17 protein-coding genes and 1 tRNA gene are annotated in these 14675 nt (G+C 55.4%); 8 read left to right on the top strand and 10 right to left on the bottom strand.

Annotation, left to right across the window (positions count from 1 at the left end):
• Nucleotides 1-411: 411 nt before the first annotated feature.
• Nucleotides 412-960 carry a phosphatase PAP2 family protein gene (locus ACGHUK_RS12090; RefSeq protein ID WP_390574426.1) on the bottom strand — a complete coding sequence of 183 codons (549 nt, stop codon included), beginning with the start codon at nt 958-960 and terminating at the stop codon, nt 412-414.
• Between the two features lie 213 nt (nt 961-1173).
• A complete protein-coding gene (locus ACGHUK_RS12085; RefSeq protein ID WP_390574425.1) occupies nt 1174-2133 on the bottom strand; it encodes a carbohydrate kinase in 960 nt (319 codons plus the stop codon).
• A gap of 205 nt (nt 2134-2338) precedes the next feature.
• On the opposite strand from ACGHUK_RS12085, the gene ACGHUK_RS12080 reads away from it, so the two are divergent.
• Nucleotides 2339-3640: an MATE family efflux transporter gene (locus ACGHUK_RS12080; RefSeq protein WP_390574424.1), complete on the top strand. Its 1302-nt coding sequence runs from the start codon at nt 2339-2341 to the stop codon at nt 3638-3640.
• A 3-nt stretch (nt 3641-3643) separates the two neighbouring features.
• On the opposite strand, the gene ACGHUK_RS12075 is transcribed toward ACGHUK_RS12080, so the two are convergent.
• Nucleotides 3644-4489: a helix-turn-helix domain-containing protein gene (locus ACGHUK_RS12075; protein WP_390574423.1), complete on the bottom strand. Its 846-nt coding sequence runs from the start codon at nt 4487-4489 to the stop codon at nt 3644-3646.
• 124 nt (nt 4490-4613) lie between these two features.
• Here ACGHUK_RS12075 and ACGHUK_RS12070 point away from each other — a divergent pair, with 124 nt between their 5' ends.
• Nucleotides 4614-5729: an ABC transporter ATP-binding protein gene (locus ACGHUK_RS12070; protein ID WP_390574422.1), complete on the top strand. Its 1116-nt coding sequence runs from the start codon at nt 4614-4616 to the stop codon at nt 5727-5729.
• A 121-nt stretch (nt 5730-5850) separates the two neighbouring features.
• Here ACGHUK_RS12070 and ACGHUK_RS12065 read toward each other — a convergent pair whose 3' ends face one another.
• The 4 genes from ACGHUK_RS12065 to ACGHUK_RS12050 are packed head-to-tail and all read right to left on the bottom strand — an operon-like array spanning nt 5851 to nt 8358.
• Nucleotides 5851-6750 carry a LysR family transcriptional regulator gene (locus tag ACGHUK_RS12065; protein ID WP_097777249.1) on the bottom strand — a complete coding sequence of 300 codons (900 nt, stop codon included), beginning with the start codon at nt 6748-6750 and terminating at the stop codon, nt 5851-5853.
• Nucleotides 6751-6762: 12 nt separating this feature from the next.
• Nucleotides 6763-7461: a tRNA (N6-threonylcarbamoyladenosine(37)-N6)-methyltransferase TrmO gene (gene tsaA / locus ACGHUK_RS12060; RefSeq protein ID WP_390574421.1), complete on the bottom strand. Its 699-nt coding sequence runs from the start codon at nt 7459-7461 to the stop codon at nt 6763-6765.
• Between the two features lie 12 nt (nt 7462-7473).
• On the bottom strand, nt 7474-7692 hold the full coding sequence (locus ACGHUK_RS12055; protein WP_097773793.1) for an aspartate dehydrogenase: 219 nt from the start codon (nt 7690-7692) through the stop codon (nt 7474-7476).
• Nucleotides 7693-7740: 48 nt separating this feature from the next.
• Nucleotides 7741-8358 carry a LexA family transcriptional regulator gene (locus ACGHUK_RS12050; protein WP_005942852.1) on the bottom strand — a complete coding sequence of 206 codons (618 nt, stop codon included), beginning with the start codon at nt 8356-8358 and terminating at the stop codon, nt 7741-7743.
• 194 nt (nt 8359-8552) lie between these two features.
• On the opposite strand from ACGHUK_RS12050, the gene ACGHUK_RS12045 reads away from it, so the two are divergent.
• Together ACGHUK_RS12045 and ACGHUK_RS12040 are read left to right on the top strand one after the other, a co-directional pair.
• Nucleotides 8553-8915, top strand: a complete 363-nt coding sequence (locus ACGHUK_RS12045) for a helix-turn-helix transcriptional regulator (RefSeq protein ID WP_005942847.1) — start codon at nt 8553-8555, stop codon at nt 8913-8915.
• Nucleotides 8887-9123, top strand: a complete 237-nt coding sequence (locus ACGHUK_RS12040) for a hypothetical protein (RefSeq protein WP_005942844.1) — start codon at nt 8887-8889, stop codon at nt 9121-9123. The genes ACGHUK_RS12045 and ACGHUK_RS12040 overlap by 29 nt, the downstream gene beginning before the upstream one ends.
• Before the next feature lie 55 nt (nt 9124-9178).
• Here ACGHUK_RS12040 and ACGHUK_RS12035 read toward each other — a convergent pair whose 3' ends face one another.
• Nucleotides 9179-9346 (bottom strand): FeoB-associated Cys-rich membrane protein, encoded by a 168-nt coding sequence (locus ACGHUK_RS12035; protein ID WP_044953787.1) that lies wholly within the window; start codon nt 9344-9346, stop codon nt 9179-9181.
• 179 nt (nt 9347-9525) lie between these two features.
• Here ACGHUK_RS12035 and ACGHUK_RS12030 point away from each other — a divergent pair.
• A tRNA-Val gene (locus ACGHUK_RS12030) sits at nt 9526-9602 on the top strand.
• A gap of 311 nt (nt 9603-9913) precedes the next feature.
• On the top strand, nt 9914-11071 hold the full coding sequence (locus ACGHUK_RS12025) for an XRE family transcriptional regulator (protein ID WP_390574420.1): 1158 nt from the start codon (nt 9914-9916) through the stop codon (nt 11069-11071).
• Nucleotides 11072-11131: 60 nt separating this feature from the next.
• Here ACGHUK_RS12025 and ACGHUK_RS12020 read toward each other — a convergent pair whose 3' ends face one another.
• On the bottom strand, nt 11132-11473 hold the full coding sequence (locus tag ACGHUK_RS12020; RefSeq protein ID WP_390574419.1) for a hypothetical protein: 342 nt from the start codon (nt 11471-11473) through the stop codon (nt 11132-11134).
• Nucleotides 11474-11516: 43 nt separating this feature from the next.
• On the opposite strand from ACGHUK_RS12020, the gene ACGHUK_RS12015 reads away from it, so the two are divergent.
• On the top strand, nt 11517-12194 hold the full coding sequence (locus ACGHUK_RS12015) for a DUF3990 domain-containing protein (protein WP_390574418.1): 678 nt from the start codon (nt 11517-11519) through the stop codon (nt 12192-12194).
• The gene (locus tag ACGHUK_RS12010; protein WP_390574417.1) at nt 12175-12834 is read left to right on the top strand and encodes a helix-turn-helix domain-containing protein; all 660 of its coding nucleotides are present in this window, start codon (nt 12175-12177) and stop codon (nt 12832-12834) included. The genes ACGHUK_RS12015 and ACGHUK_RS12010 overlap by 20 nt, the downstream gene beginning before the upstream one ends.
• Nucleotides 12835-12939: 105 nt before the next feature.
• Here ACGHUK_RS12010 and ACGHUK_RS12005 read toward each other — a convergent pair whose 3' ends face one another.
• Nucleotides 12940-14220, bottom strand: coding sequence for a zinc-ribbon domain-containing protein (locus ACGHUK_RS12005; RefSeq protein ID WP_173012886.1), 1281 nt, complete (start codon nt 14218-14220; stop codon nt 12940-12942).
• Between the last annotated feature and the right edge of the window lie 455 nt (nt 14221-14675).

Genomic DNA, 14675 nt, shown 5'->3' with positions numbered 1-14675 from the left:
GCCGACAAGGGCTTTCACCTGCGGGGGCTGGTGCATCTGGCACAGCCCAGCAGGTACTTATTAAAACACTGTCCCCCGCCTATGCCAGGCAATCGCCAACGACGGCGGACAGACTACCAAATCCCTCCTGATCCGCCGCAAAGTTCGGGAGTTCTCATACCGCAGCCAGCACCGCTTTATCCTCCTTTCCACGGTGCTGGCTGCTTTTGTTTTTACCTGAATGCAAGAGAACGATTGGGAATAGCCGCCGCGTGCGCTTTGGCTGTTTTAGCGGAAATTCTATTATAATTCGTTGAGCCTCGGAAAAATCTGCGGATTTTTCCGAGGCTCTTTTTCACGAATAGGATCGAAGCGATATACTTCATCTGAATGTAAAAAGCAAAGCGAGAACGAGTGCGAGACGAAATTGGTTTATACAGTTCGTTTTACTTCACTGCGTTTCGCCCATTTGTTGCTGATCTTATCTGCCAGCAGGGAGCCGCAGGCCCCCAATGCAAGGCCCAGTGCCACGCCGCCCAGAATGTCGGTGGGGAAATGCACATACAGGTACATCCGCGTGAAGCCGATGAACCCGGCCAGCACAAGAGCCGGGATGCCGAGCCTGCGGTTCTGCAGCCAGAGCGCAAAGGCAGCGGCAAAGGCGGAGGATGTGTGTCCGGAAGGGAAGGACCAGCCATGGGGCCGGGCCACCAGCGTGAGCATCTCCGGCCGGAGGTCGCAGGGGCGCGGGCGTGCGAACAGCGGCTTTAAGGCGCAGTGGCCCGCCAGCATATAAAGGCCCAGCGCCAGCGCCATGGCCAGCCCGGCCCGGCGGGTGCGCCGGAACGCCAGCAGCACCACTGTAAATGCGATCCAGATCTCGCCGTGGGCACCGGCCTGATCGAAAAACACCGCCAGTGCATCCAGCACCGGACAGCGCAGAGCCTGCAAGGCATCCAGAAGGGTAAATTCAAAGGACATGGATAAAGCCTCCCTGCTTGTTGTTCTTGCCCTTATGGTATCATGGAACCGGGCAGAGAATAAAAACAAGGCTTGTACAAAGGATAAACAAATCTTAAACCGGCAGAAAAGATGTCGGAAACAGGACAAACCTGGAATATAGCGACGCAATACTACAAATTGTAAATGAATAAGAAGCCCTGCGGTTCTGTGACGTAGGGCATATTGTATGTTTTACTGCATCTGGCTGAGTGTGGGGTAGCTGTCGATGGCACCATTCGTCTGCACGCTGATGCCGCAGAACTGATTGGAAAACGCAAGGTATTCGTTCAGCTTTGTTTTGCTCAGCTTTTCCAGCTTGTTCCGCGTTACGCCGTCACGTTCCAGCTGCCACAAAAACGAGCCGATGAAGCCGTCGCCTGCGCCGGTGGTGTCCACAGCCCGGACTTTCCGGCAGGGGGCAAAGCCGTGGGCGGTGCGGGTGTAGGCGTGGGCACCGCTGCTGCCGCAGGTGTACAGCACCAGCTGCACATCGCCCACGAGCAGCTGCGACAGGGCGGCTTCAATGTCCGCAGTGCCGGTGAGAAATTCCAGCTCTTCGTCCGAAATTTTGAGGATGTTGGAAAGCGGCAGGAACTGCAGCACGGTCCCGCGCAGCATGTCGCGGTCCGGCCAGAGGGGGAAGCGCAGGTTCGGGTCAAAGCTGACGATGCTGCCGGCCTCCCGTGCGGCGGCAATGGCCGCAAGGTGGGCGTAGCGCATGGGGCTGTCCACCAGTGACACGCTGCAGTAGTGCAGGGCAAAGGCATCGGCGAACCATGCAGGGTCGATCTGCTCCGGAGAATAAAGCAGGTCCGCCGAGGGTTTGCGGTAGAAGCTGAAGGTGCGGCTGCCGTCCTCTTCCAGACTGACGAAGGCAAGGGCCGTGCTGGCCTTATCGGTAAAGGCCAGATGGGAGAGGTCGATGCCGCAGGCTTCCAGCTCCCGTGCAATCTTGTGGCCGAAGGGGTCGTCGCCCAGCTGGCTCAGAAAAGCACTTTTGCCGCCCAGCCGGGCAAAGGCGGCGCACACGTTGGCCGGTGCGCCGCCAGTGCGCGGGCTGAACGAGGGAACCTCGTCAAAAGAACAGCCCACCCTGGACGGGATCATATCGATGAGTGCTTCGCCAATGGAAAACAGTGTGCTGCCGGACATAGAGAACCTCCCAAATTAAGATGCTGGTAATAAAAGACTTCCCCCGGCGAGGGGGATGATTTTGTGACCGCTCCCAGTGTAAGGGCCAGAGCCCGGACTGTCAATGCTTTTTTGCGCGGTACAGGGCGTTTTTGTGTTGACTTGCATTTTGGGGTGTGCTAAAATATGCCGGTATGCGTAAAAAATGCCATGAAAGGGAACTTGGATGAACCTGACAAAACAGTTCTTTAAATATGTATCACAGAATATCTTCGGCCTGCTGGGCACCTCGTGCTACATTCTGGCCGATACCTATTTCATCTCGCAGGCGGCGGGTACCGACGGCGTGACCCTGCTCAACCTCTGCCTGCCGGTCTACAACTTCATCTTTGCCGTCGGCTCCATGGTCGGCCTTGGCGCGGCCACCCGCTATGCCATCCTCAAGGCGCAGGGAGACGAGCGCTGCCAGCGCTATTTTTCCAATGCCATCTTCTGTGCCTGTGTGCTCAGCGTGCCGTTTTTGCTGGTGGGCATTTTTGCGCCCGGCGGCCTTCTGCGGCTGATGGGCGGTGACGCGGGGATCATGGCGCTGGGCATCCCGTATGCCCGTATCTTCCTTATGTTCACGCCCTTCTTCATGTGCAACTATATCGTGTCGGCCTTTGTGCGCAACGACGGCGACCCCTCCCTTGCCATGGTGGCTACCCTGAGCAGCAGCCTGTTCAATGTGGTGTTCGACTATATTTTCATGTTTCCCATGGGTCTGGGGCTGGCCGGTGCGGCGCTGGCCACCGCCGTGTCTCCCATCATCAGCATTTCCATCTGCAGCCGCCACTTCTTTAAAAAGGAGAACAGCGTGCAGTTCGTGCGCCAGCGCCCCTCGGCAAGGCTGCTGGGCCAGAGCTGCCAGCTTGGCATCTCCGGCTTTGTGGGTGAGATGTCCTCCGGCGTTACCACCACCGTGTTCAACCTTCTGCTGCTGGGTCTGGCGGGCAATGTGGCGGTGGCGGCCTATGGCGTGGTGGCGAACTTTGCGCTGGTGGCAACGGCCATCTTCAACGGCGTAGCACAGGGTGCACAGCCGCTGGTGAGCGAGTGCTACGGCAAAAGCGACAAGGCCGGTGCCAGAAAGCTGCTCATCCTGGGCAGCTGCACCGCACTGGTGCTGGCAGCGGTGCTGTACGGCATCATCTTTGGTGCTACCGATGCACTGGTGGGCATATTCAACAGCGAAAGCTCCGCCCGGATGGCCCAGTTTGCCCACATGGGCATGAGGCTGTATTTTGTGGGCTACTTCTTTGCCGGGTTCAACATCGTGGCGGCGGGCTACCTGAGCGCGACCAACCGCCCGGTGGAAGCCTCCGTCACCTCCATCTGCCGCGGCATGGTGGCCATCGTGGCCTGCTCGCTGGTGCTGAGCCGCCTGTTTGGCATGAATGGTGTGTGGGCAGCGTTCCCGGCATCGGAACTGCTCACCGCAGTGCTGACCCTGTTTTTGCTGCTGCGCGGTAAAAAGCAGACCGCATAGCCCTTAAATATAAAGCTCCTGTTCGCGCAGAGATTCCTCGGGCGAAAGCCCACTCTGCGCGGCGTGACCGGCCATTGCCCGCCACTGTGCGGGGGATTGGCCGGTTTCTTTTTTGAACACCCGGCACAGGTAGTTGGCACCGGAAAAGCCGCACAGGCTGGCTACCACGTCCAGTGTGTACTCCCGGTGGAGCAGCAGCCGCTGGGCTGCTTCAACGCGCACCGTGGTGAGGTATTTGCCCGGCGGCACGCCAATGGCTGCGGTAAAGGTGCGCACTAGATGGCTCTTGGACACGCCCAGCCGTTCGCTCAGCTCCTCCACGCCGTAAAGGCCCGCGTAGTTTGCGCGGATGTCCTCAATGGCGGCCTGCACCAGCGGCGGCAGGGCGGACGCGGCACTGTCGGCATCGGCCAGCTCACACAGCAGTGCGTAGGCCAACTGGCTGCGGGCACGGCTGTGGGCGGCCTTTTCCTCAGCAAGGCGGTCCATCAGTTCGGCAGCGGCCGGGCAGGAACCGCCCTTGGCAAGGAAGGGCAGTTCGTGCAGCCCGGCCAGAAACTGGGAAGCCGCCTGCCCGGTAAGCTGGACGCAGAGCAGATGGCAGCTGCTTTCCGGCACAAGGGCCAGCGGGGCACGGCTCAGGATCAGGTGCCCGGCAGGCACGGACTGCGGCGGCAAAATGAGCGCTGCACCCAGCGGCAGCGGCCCGGCAGCAGGTACGGATGCAGAGCACTGGCCGCTGGACACAAGGCACACCCACAGTCCTTCGCCGGAGAGGGTGAGGGGGGCAGACAGCTGCAGATCCTGCACGGAAGCGGGAAAAGCGATGGTGTTCCAGTCAAAAAGCAATATCTGACACCTCTAATCAATAAAATGCTATTTTATATCACAAAATTATCTGTTATTATAGTACCAACGAATGAACACGCCGTCAAGAGCGTGAGAACCTTAAAAATTATGGAGGCAAACGACTATGGCTTCGATCAGCTGCCAGCACATCTATAAGATCTATCCGGGTGCTACCGCTCCCGCTGTTACCGACTTTAACCTGGAGATCCAGGATAAGGAATTCATCATCTTCGTCGGCCCCTCTGGCTGCGGCAAGTCCACCACCCTGCGCATGATCGCCGGTCTGGAGGAGATCTCCAAGGGCGAAATGTACATCGGCGGCCGTCTGATCAACGACGTTCCCCCGAAGGATCGTGATATCGCAATGGTGTTCCAGAGCTACGCTCTGTACCCCCACATGACCGTTTACAAGAACATCGCTTTCGGTCTGGAACTGCGCAAGACCCCGAAGGACGAGATCGACAAGCGCGTGCACGAGGCTGCTAAGATCCTGGAGATCGAGCACCTGCTGGACCGCAAGCCCAAGGCTCTGTCCGGTGGTCAGCGTCAGCGTGTTGCTCTGGGCCGTGCAATGGTTCGTAACCCGGCAGTCTTCCTGCTGGACGAGCCTCTGTCCAACCTGGATGCTAAGCTGCGTACCAGCATGCGCACCGAGATCATCAAGCTGCACAAGAAGCTGGCTACCACCTTCATCTACGTTACCCACGACCAGACCGAGGCTATGACCATGGGCGACCGTATCGTTGTTATGAAGGACGGCATCATCCAGCAGGTCGATACCCCGCAGAACCTGTACGATATGCCCTGCAACATGTTCGTTGCCGGCTTCATCGGCAGCCCCCAGATGAACTTCCTGGACGGCACCCTGATCAAGAAGGGCGACCTGTACGGTGTTGACCTGGGCGGCGACGTGATCCCCCTGCCCAAGGAGAAGACCGCAGACGGCAAGCTGGATGCTTACGTCGGCAAGAAGATCAAGATGGGCATCCGTCCCGAGGATATCGACGACGAGCCCGAGTTTATGGCAAAGCACACTGACTGCCAGCTGGATGCTCAGGTGGACGTCTCCGAAATGATGGGCGCTGAGATCTACCTGTATCTGGAGTACAAGGGCAACAAGATGACCGCTCGTGTGGCTCCCACCTCCAAGGCTCGCAACGGAGACACCGTCCGCGTTGCATTCGATCCCCACAAGGTCCACCTGTTCGACGTCGAGACCGAGCTGACCATCCTGAACTAAACATTTTAGCGACGATCATTTTTGATCCTCCTATCATAAGAGAAACCGCCGAAGGAAAGAAACCTTCGGCGGTTTTTCGTTTGTGTGTTCAGCTTTACGCTTCAATGGACCCGTGCTCTTTTCATTTGCTGGCAGTGCCGGGCGCGGGCTGGTGCACCAGCTCGATAAAGGCTTTCATCTGAGGGGTCAGCCATTTGTCACGGTGGTAAAACAGCTGACGGTGCATCTCCACGGTGCAGTCCGGCACATTCAGCCGGGCAAGACGACCTGCTGCCAGCGCCGGACGCACGATGTACTCCGGCAGGAAGGAAAGACCCATGCCCTGCTCCACCATCTGGCACAGCAGCGCAGCGCTGCCCAGCTCCAGATAAGGGTGGATGGCAAGGCCGCGGGCGGCAAGGCACTGATCCAAAGCGTCGCGGTAGCTCATGCCGCGCTCAGTGAGCAGAAATTCCTGCCGGGGCAGCTCTTCCAGCGTAACGGCTTCCTGCCCGGCAAGCGGGTGAGCGGACGGTGCAATAAAACACACCGGCTCCGGCACATCCGCCGCAAGCACCAGATTGGGCTGCAGCAGGGGCTGGTCCAGCGTATAGGCCAGATCAATCTGATTTGTGCCCAGCATCTGCAGCATCCCGTCGGCAGTGGCGGTGCACAGCACCAGCTCCACCTGCGGGCACAGGGCGTGGTAGCGTTTGAGCAGACCGGGCAGGAAGGTGGAGCACACCGAATCCGCCAGCGCGATGCGCAGACTGCCGCTGATCTGCCGGGCGGGCTGCAGGGCAGCCTGCGCCTGCTGGGCCGTGGCCAGCAGGGTGCGTGCATAGCCTAAAAAGGTCTGGCCCGCATCGGTGAGCCGCACGGTCTTGCCCACGCGGTCGAACAGCGGTGCACCCAGCTCTGCTTCCAGCTGTGCGATCTGGGAGGACACCGCCGACTGGGAATAGCCAAGCTGCCGCGCAGTGCGGGAAAAGCTGTGCAGCTCGGCGATGTGCAAAAAGGTATTGATGTTCCGCAGTTCCATAAACGCTTCCTCTCAGCGGCGGGCGATGCCGGTCACGGTGAGCACCTCGCCATCCACGGTAAAATGCACCTCTACCGGGCCGAACTCCATGCCGTACACCCGCTGCGGGTCGTGCTGGTAGGAGGGGCGCGGGTCACCTGCCAGTACGCCGGTCAGGGCGGCGCGGTCGGCCTGCGGCACCTGTGCCAGCAGTTCGGGCGGGAACTGTACCTGCAGACGGTGGAACTGGGTCTGGCCGGTAAAACCCTCGGCGGCATCCGGGTGGAAGTCGGCATAGGGGATGTAAGGCTTGATGTCGTAGATGGGGGTGCCATCCATCAGGTCGGCACCGCGCACGATGAGCACCGGGCCAACGTCCGGCCGGTGCTCGATGCCTTCCAGACGCACGCTGGAAAGGCCCAAAGGATTGGGACGGAACGGCGACCGGGTGGCGAACACGCCCATGCGGGTGTTGCCGCCCAGACGCGGCGGGCGTACAGTGGGGGACCAGCTGTCCCGCACCGCGCCGGAGAACTGCCACACCAGCCAGATGTGACTGAAATCTTCCAGACCGCGCACGGCATCGGCATTGCGGTATTCGGGCGTAAAGATCACCTCGCCGCGCAGCTCGTCCACAAGGCCGCTCTGACGCGGGATGCCGAACTTGGTGGGAAAGGCAGTATGGATATGGGCAATGACCTTCAGGGTCATCTCTTCAGGTGCAGTGGGCATGGTGAACTCCTTTTAATAGATCTTTTTCAGGGGGCATTCCGGCGGGATGCCGTACTGTGCCCGGAATGCGTCCAGTTCCTGAGGCGTGCGAATGAGCTGAACGTCCTCAAAATGGCCATCCGGGGAGATGAAACCGGCCACCTGCTCCCCGGTGCAGATGCTGCACCGCAGTGCAGGCTGCTGGGTGGCGGGGTCGTAAGAACGGGCAGGCTTTTTGCGGGAGAAAAACATGAGAAGCCTCCTCCTTTTATGAAACGTGCCTGAAAGACTGCAGGCGGCTCACAGCCCCCGGCACAGGCCGACAGCGCGGCCCTCAATGTGCAGCTCTTCCAGCTGCAGGCCGGTAAAGATCATGGGTGGGCAGACGGCGGCATTGTCCGCAAGCAGCATCACAGCATCACCCTGCCGGTGGAAGTGCTTGAGGGTGGCCTCGCCGCCAATGCGCACTGCGGCGATCTCGCCCTGCTCCACCTCCGGCTGGCAGCGAATGCATACGATGTCGCCGTCGCAGATGGTGGGGGACATGCTGTCACCGTGGCAGGTCAGGGCAAAGTCGGCGCGCCACGCGGCGGGAACGCCGATATAGCGTTCAATGTTCTGCTCTGCCGTGATAGGAGTGCCGCAGGCAATGGAACCAATCAGCGGGACCTGCGTCATGGCAGGCAGCGGCTCAAAGCCCGGCGGCGGACAGGGTGTGTCCAGCCCCAGCAGATAGGCAGGGGTGGTCTCCAGCGCGGCTGCCAGCTCTTCCACCTTGGACTGCGGCAGGTCGTTGATGCCTTTTTCCAGCTTGGTAATGGAGGATTTGGACCGATAGCCCATGCGCTGGGCAAGCTCTTCCTGCGAAAGGCCCAGTTCTTTGCGGCGCAGATGCAGACGGGTAGAAAGCTCAGACATGCGAAACCTCTCTGAAAACGTATGGTTGTTCTGTAAAAAGAATGCTGTTACCAGAAGTATACCAAAAAATTGCATTAAAATCAACTTTTTTCTGCGAATTTGCAAAAATAGGTTGACACTGAATCAATGCAGGGATATACTACAACTAAAGATTGTAGAACGGCATTGCCGATACGAAAAAAGGAGAGCGGAATATGGCAAATACTGAAATGATCCGGGATTATATCCGCGCCAGTGGGTACAAGATGCAGTATGTGGCACGAGCCTTGAAGATCAGCCCCAATGCGCTGAACCTGAAACTGCAGGGGCGCACACAGTTCAAGCTGAGCGAAGCAGAACGGCTGAGCGCGGTGCTTGGTCTGAGCATGTACGAGCGGGATCTCTGCTTTTTTGAAGAGCAGAACCGCCGCGAAGTGCTGGCACGCCGCGCGGATGAAAAGAGGAGGGCAGAACATGACAAGCGAGCAGAGAAATCAGACGCGGCTGGCACTGTACCGGTATGGGATGCGGCAGCGTGCACGAAGCCCGGTGGAGCGCAGCTGGTGCGCCGCCATTGAGGAGGGCCTTGCCTATTACCGTAAAAACGACCCGCTGCGTGCGGATCTGTTCGAGCTGCGCTATGTGCAGCACCGCACGGAGGACGATGTGATCGATCAGCTGCACATCGGCCGCACTACTTACCAGAAAGCCCATCAGGACCTGCTGAGCACCATTGCCGTGTACGCGGCAGAGCGCGGGGTGTTTTACCGCGAGACGGAAAGTTGAAAGCAGAATGCCCCCGGACGCTGCCAGCAGGCAATGTCCGGGGGCATTTTTGAACTCAGGCTTTTTTGTTCGGATCCTGTTTTTCGCAGTGGCTGTGGCAGGATGCACAGTTGCCGCCGCAGCCCTCGCCCTTCCAGCCGCCCTGCTTGGAGATCCACACAACGGCCAGTGCAAACAGAACGATCAGAACGATCAGCGTAATGATTCCACGAAGTGTCAGCATTTTTTGTACCTCTTTTCCCGGTGGGAAAGTTTCTGTGATCAGTATACACGATTTGGCATCAAAGGGCAACCGGAAAGCGGATACAAAAAGTGTGATTTTTTTAAAATTAGGGCTTGCATTTTGGCAAAGGCCGTGCTATAATAATCACGTTCCAGTTCGGAACGCACAAAACAAAATATGGAGGATTAGCTCAGCTGGTTAGAGCACCTGCATCACACGCAGGGGGTCTGGGGTTCGAGTCCCTAATTCTCCACCAGACGTAAGGCCGTTTACCTGAAAAGGTAAGCGGCTTTTTCTTGTACTTACGTGCTTTTTAATATGCAAAAGTGAAATGGATTCACTTTTGCATATTGATAATGAAACGTGTAGGAGGCCCCCTTTTCAGTCGTTTGTAGCAAGTTTGTAGCAGATCTGTAGCAAAATTCGGGGAGGAACGGCAAAATGGCTCCGTAAACCCGATTTTTGCAGATTTTTGGGTATAAAATTTTATTCTCGAATTTTGTGCAGAATGACGGTGGCACTTTTCATTCGGATTCTGATGCCGTACAATAAAGGAAAAGATCATGGATGAAAGGAGAAATCGCTGTGCGCTACACCATCCGGCATTTTGATTTGCCACTGCTTACCTTTGAAGCAAACATGGACAGTGCAGATACTGACCTCCATATTATAAAGGTCTACGAAGAAAACCGTTCCTTTTTACCTTTGAACCTGACTGTATCAGAAGATGGTGTAGAACGCTGGCTGCGGCATCGCACAATTCCGAAGAACCGAGCGTATGTAGATGCTCTGCTCTCTAAGGTGGGGCTTTCTTTGAATCGACCGCTTGGAATTATTGCAGCCAATAAAGGTCTTTCACTCAATGATTGCTTTTGGGTAGATGCAGAGGGCTCCGGTGACACCTTTGAAAAAGTAAATCTTTACGATAACCGATTCAGTCAGGTGCTGGCAGCAATCGCCTTTACAGGATATGGCAGCAGCATACGAACTTCGCTTGCGTCCTGCCCGGAGTTCTCGACCAACGGGATGCTGCCAAAATGCTGGCGCAGACAAAACGGAAAAATCTATCTTTATAAAGGTGGCACGTCAGGGTTCAGTAATCTGGGATTTGAACCGTACTCGGAACTGTATGCTTATCAAGTTGCACAGGTGATGGGCGTGAATGCGATTCGCTACACCCTGACAAAAGATCTGAAAAAGACGCTTTGTTCTAAGTGTGAGCTGTTCACCAGCAAAGAGTATTCTTATATTCCCATCGGACAGCTTGTGTCCAAAGGCGGAATAAAAGCGATTTTAGCGTATTATCAGACGTTAGGTCAGAACTTTGTGGATGCGCTGGAAGATATGCTGGTCTTTGATGCAATCATCTGTAATACAGACCGCCACTATGGAAATTTTGGTGTGTTGGTAGATAATAAGACCAACACGATTGCGGCACCCGCACCGCTGTTTGACCACGGAAACTCGCTGTTCAGTCTGGGCGGAACGGATCTTTGGGACAACCAGAAAGCATTTGATGAATATGCCCGCACACTGCTTCCGCTTGCATACGATGATTTCTTTGCAGCTGCAAAGAGCGCAATGAAACCTCGTCACCGTGCGATGCTCCATAAGCTGCTGGATTTCCATTTTGACCGCAGAGCGACACGTTATAATCTGCCGCCAAATCGCTTGAAGATGATCGAAAAAGAGGTACAGCGCAGAGCAAGAGTGCTTTTAGGGTAAAAAGGAAATCGCCAAACGTGAGAGATTTTTCTCTCATGCATTGGCGATTTTTTGTATATCTTAAGCCGTCACACCGTGCCAGTTCATCGTGCTGAGGGCATTGACATATTCCTGCGAGACTTCCTTGTTGGGAATAGTTACGGATTCATCTATACTATTGTAGGTCAGATAACCCAAATGCACCAGCAGGGTCAGAACATCGTCTTTGCTGGCAAAGGTGGTCATGTCATTGCTGAAAGTGCCCGTGTTGATTTTTATGGCTTCGCCTGCCAGCATTCGGACAACCGCATCCTGCAAGCCATCCATATCCATCTGGATATAAATTTTCAAGGCTTCATAGGTTTCGGTTTGGTTCCAATAGGTGCCGAATTTGTGCCGCAGCATCGCATAAAGCTCTTGCATGTATACTCCTGCGGGAGTATAATTAGAGCAAGGAGGTGGTTCTGTGGAAAAAACAATTTATCACGGTTCGGATCATATTATTGAAAAGCCAAAGTTTGGCTATGGCAAGCCCTACAATGACTATGGCATCGGCTTTTACTGCACCCAGAACCCCAACATGGCCAAAGAGTGGGGTGTTGGCATCGACCACAATGGCTACGCTAACCGGTATAAAATCGAATGCGACGGTTTGACCATTCTGGATTTGAACGCTCCCGGTTACACGATGCTGCATTGGCTGACGATTCTTTTGGAGAACCGCGAATTCGATACTTCTGCCCCGCTGGCCGCAGAAGCCAAAGAATACCTGATGAACACTTTTCACCTCGACTATAAGTCTGCTGATATCATCATTGGCTACAGGGCAGATGACAGCTATTTTTCCTTTGCATCCGATTTTATCAACGGCGCAATCTCTTACCGCCGGTTGTGCAATGCCATGCGCTTGGGCAAGCTGGGGCAGCAGTTCGTGCTGAAAAGCAAAGCGGCCTTTGAACAGCTGGAATTTCTCGGCTATGAGACCGCAGACTCTAAAGAATGGTATAAGAAAAAGGCCTTCCGTGACCAGACAGCCCGCCGCCAATATTTTGACGTGGAGCGCAACCGCCGTCAGAGGGGAGACCTTTATATTACCACGATTCTCGACGAGGAGATGAAGCCCAATGATCCACGCTTACGATAAAAGCTATCTTTCTGCTGCACAGAAAAATCTTGCCCGGATGTTGGATTATCTTGTCAACGATCTGCATTATCCGTTGGAGACGGCATGGCAGTGGTTTGTGACCAGTGAACTGTCTGCCCGGTTCGAGCAGGGGGATTGTTCTGTGTTGGTGGGCTTGTCCGGTGTAGAACTTGCCCGCGCTGTACTGGAGCAGGCGGGCGAAGCCGTGCCCATGCAGAAACCCTCGTATGCCTACGACCGCAGCCCGGAATACTGGACAGGCTGGGCTCTTGCCTATTACCAGTGGCTGACCAGTCTGCGCTTTGCGGAGATTGAACAGGCAGTGTCTATCACGAAAGTGCGGCTGCTGTATACGCCCTACCACGAGATGGATGTACGGCAGTTTGCAGACAAGATGAACGAGTTGTACCGTGCGGCAAAGCCGGAAACAAACCTGAAAGCCATGCGCACATTGGCCGGATTGAGCCAATCGGAACTGGCAGTACAGGCTGATGTGCCTGTGCGTACCATCCAGCAGTACGAACAGCGACAGAAGGACATCAACAAAGCACAAGCAGAAACGCTGCTTCGCCTTGCGCGTGCGCTGAATTGCAACGTAGAGGATCTGATGGAGAAAGTTCCACCGCTGAATTTTAAATAAGAATGAAGCGATGAGACCTGACACAGATTGTGCAAACAAAAAAAGAAAGCTGCCATCCATGAGAGAAAAATTCTCACGGATCGGCAGCTTTTCTCTTTGAAGTTGTTATGCCTTCGTTGTGGTCAGAACTTCATCATTGACCAGCTGATTGGCCTTATCAAATGCTTCGATCATCTGGGTCGCTTTCGGATGGAGATAGACTTCATCCAGCGTTTTGGATTTGGGCGTGTGCCCGACAGCGCGTTTCAGGATATCCTTGTTGACGCCTGCGCGGTCACAAAGGCTGGCGTAGGTATGGCGGGTGGTGTAGGGCGTATAGGTGGCAAGCTTCCCGGCAAACTCCGGTTTGCGCTTACCATTTTCGTCGTAAGGATTCGGCTGGATGCCGATTTCCTCCAAGAAAGGATAGAATTTGCGATTACGCCAGTTTTTCTCATTCCAGAAACCGCCTTTTCCATTGGGAAAGAGCGGACCGTTTTCCACAGAGGTGGCATACGCATGTTCAAAAACCGGGATGCCAAAGTCGAGAATGGGAATGATGCGGTTGCGTCCGGCTTCGGTCTTGCAGCCGCCGATCAGATAAGCACCGGATTCCGTGCGGTGAAAATCTTCGTGTTTGAAGTGCAGCAGCTCATAGATACGCACTCCGCAGGCCAGAAGAGCAATTACCATCTGCCCGGTGGGCGTGTTCTTTTGGCTCAGGATCAGCGTCACCTGTTCGTCCGTGAAAATCTCGCGTTCCGGAGATTTGCGCCCTTCGACTTTCAGGACAGATGCAAGGTTGGCATCCACGACACGCCAGCCAATGGCTGTGCGATACAGCTTACTGATAAGAGTACGCTCTTTTTCCAACATACTTTGAGACAGGCCGTTATCGGCCATCTTGTCTAAGATGTTTTGAAAGTCCTGCGCATAGAGGGCGGCAATTTTGAAGTGCCACAGCGGACGGAGATATTTCCACGCAATGTCATAGAGCTCGCGAGCCTTATCGGACCGGCCCTTATATTCACGGGACTCTTTGAACATCCGGAAGCAGTCCTGCAGGGTAGAGTCCTGATAGGGTGTGGCCGGACGCTTCATCATCTCTGCGCGGACAGCTTCTGCTTCTTCACGGGTGACGTAGGTGCCAACAGCCTTCATGACTGTAATTCCGGTGTGAGGATCAGGGATTGGCATTCGGAGCAGCCATGGCTTCCGGCGTGTTCCGGACATTCGTGTGATGCTGCCATTGCCAGACGAGGCTTTCAGCCGGGGCGATTCTCGTTTGGCTGGAACGGCAGGTGGAGCTACTGCACCGGGGGATGGCGCTGTGCCAACGGGATGACCGCAGGCAGAGCAGAATTTAGCGGTATCTGAGATTTGATGACCGCAATTTTCACAGAACATAGAATTGAACCTCCTATTGCTTTGAACTTGCTTCAAAAATGCCCCCGGCATTTGGAGGATGCCGAGGGCGGATGGTCGAATTAGTTACGGGCGCGGGAGAGCTGGTACTCCAGGCTCTGTTCAGCTGTGAGACCATTCTGGATGAAATTTACCAAATTTGGGTAAAAGATGTAGATACGTGATCCGTTCGGTACGTGGCTTATGTAACCGGCGGCTACGAGGTTGCGGAGACTGTGGTATGTTATATCATAACCTTCGCTCCGTGCACGACGTGCGGCACCTGTTAGTGTAAGAAAATCCTGCGGCTTATTAACCATAATTTTTCTCTCCTTTCGTAAACTGATGGAAAGCACAGGTGGCTTTTCATAATAAGCATATCTTTTTGAGATATAGGACTCTTAAAGGGCGATTAAGGGTACCAGGGAAGATCTGGCATTTTTGAGAAGTCATAACGC

The organism is Faecalibacterium sp. i25-0019-C1, from assembly GCF_042854225.1.
GTDB classification, from domain to species: domain Bacteria; phylum Bacillota; class Clostridia; order Oscillospirales; family Ruminococcaceae; genus Faecalibacterium; species Faecalibacterium taiwanense.
This window is presented reverse-complemented; position numbering and strand designations above follow the sequence as displayed.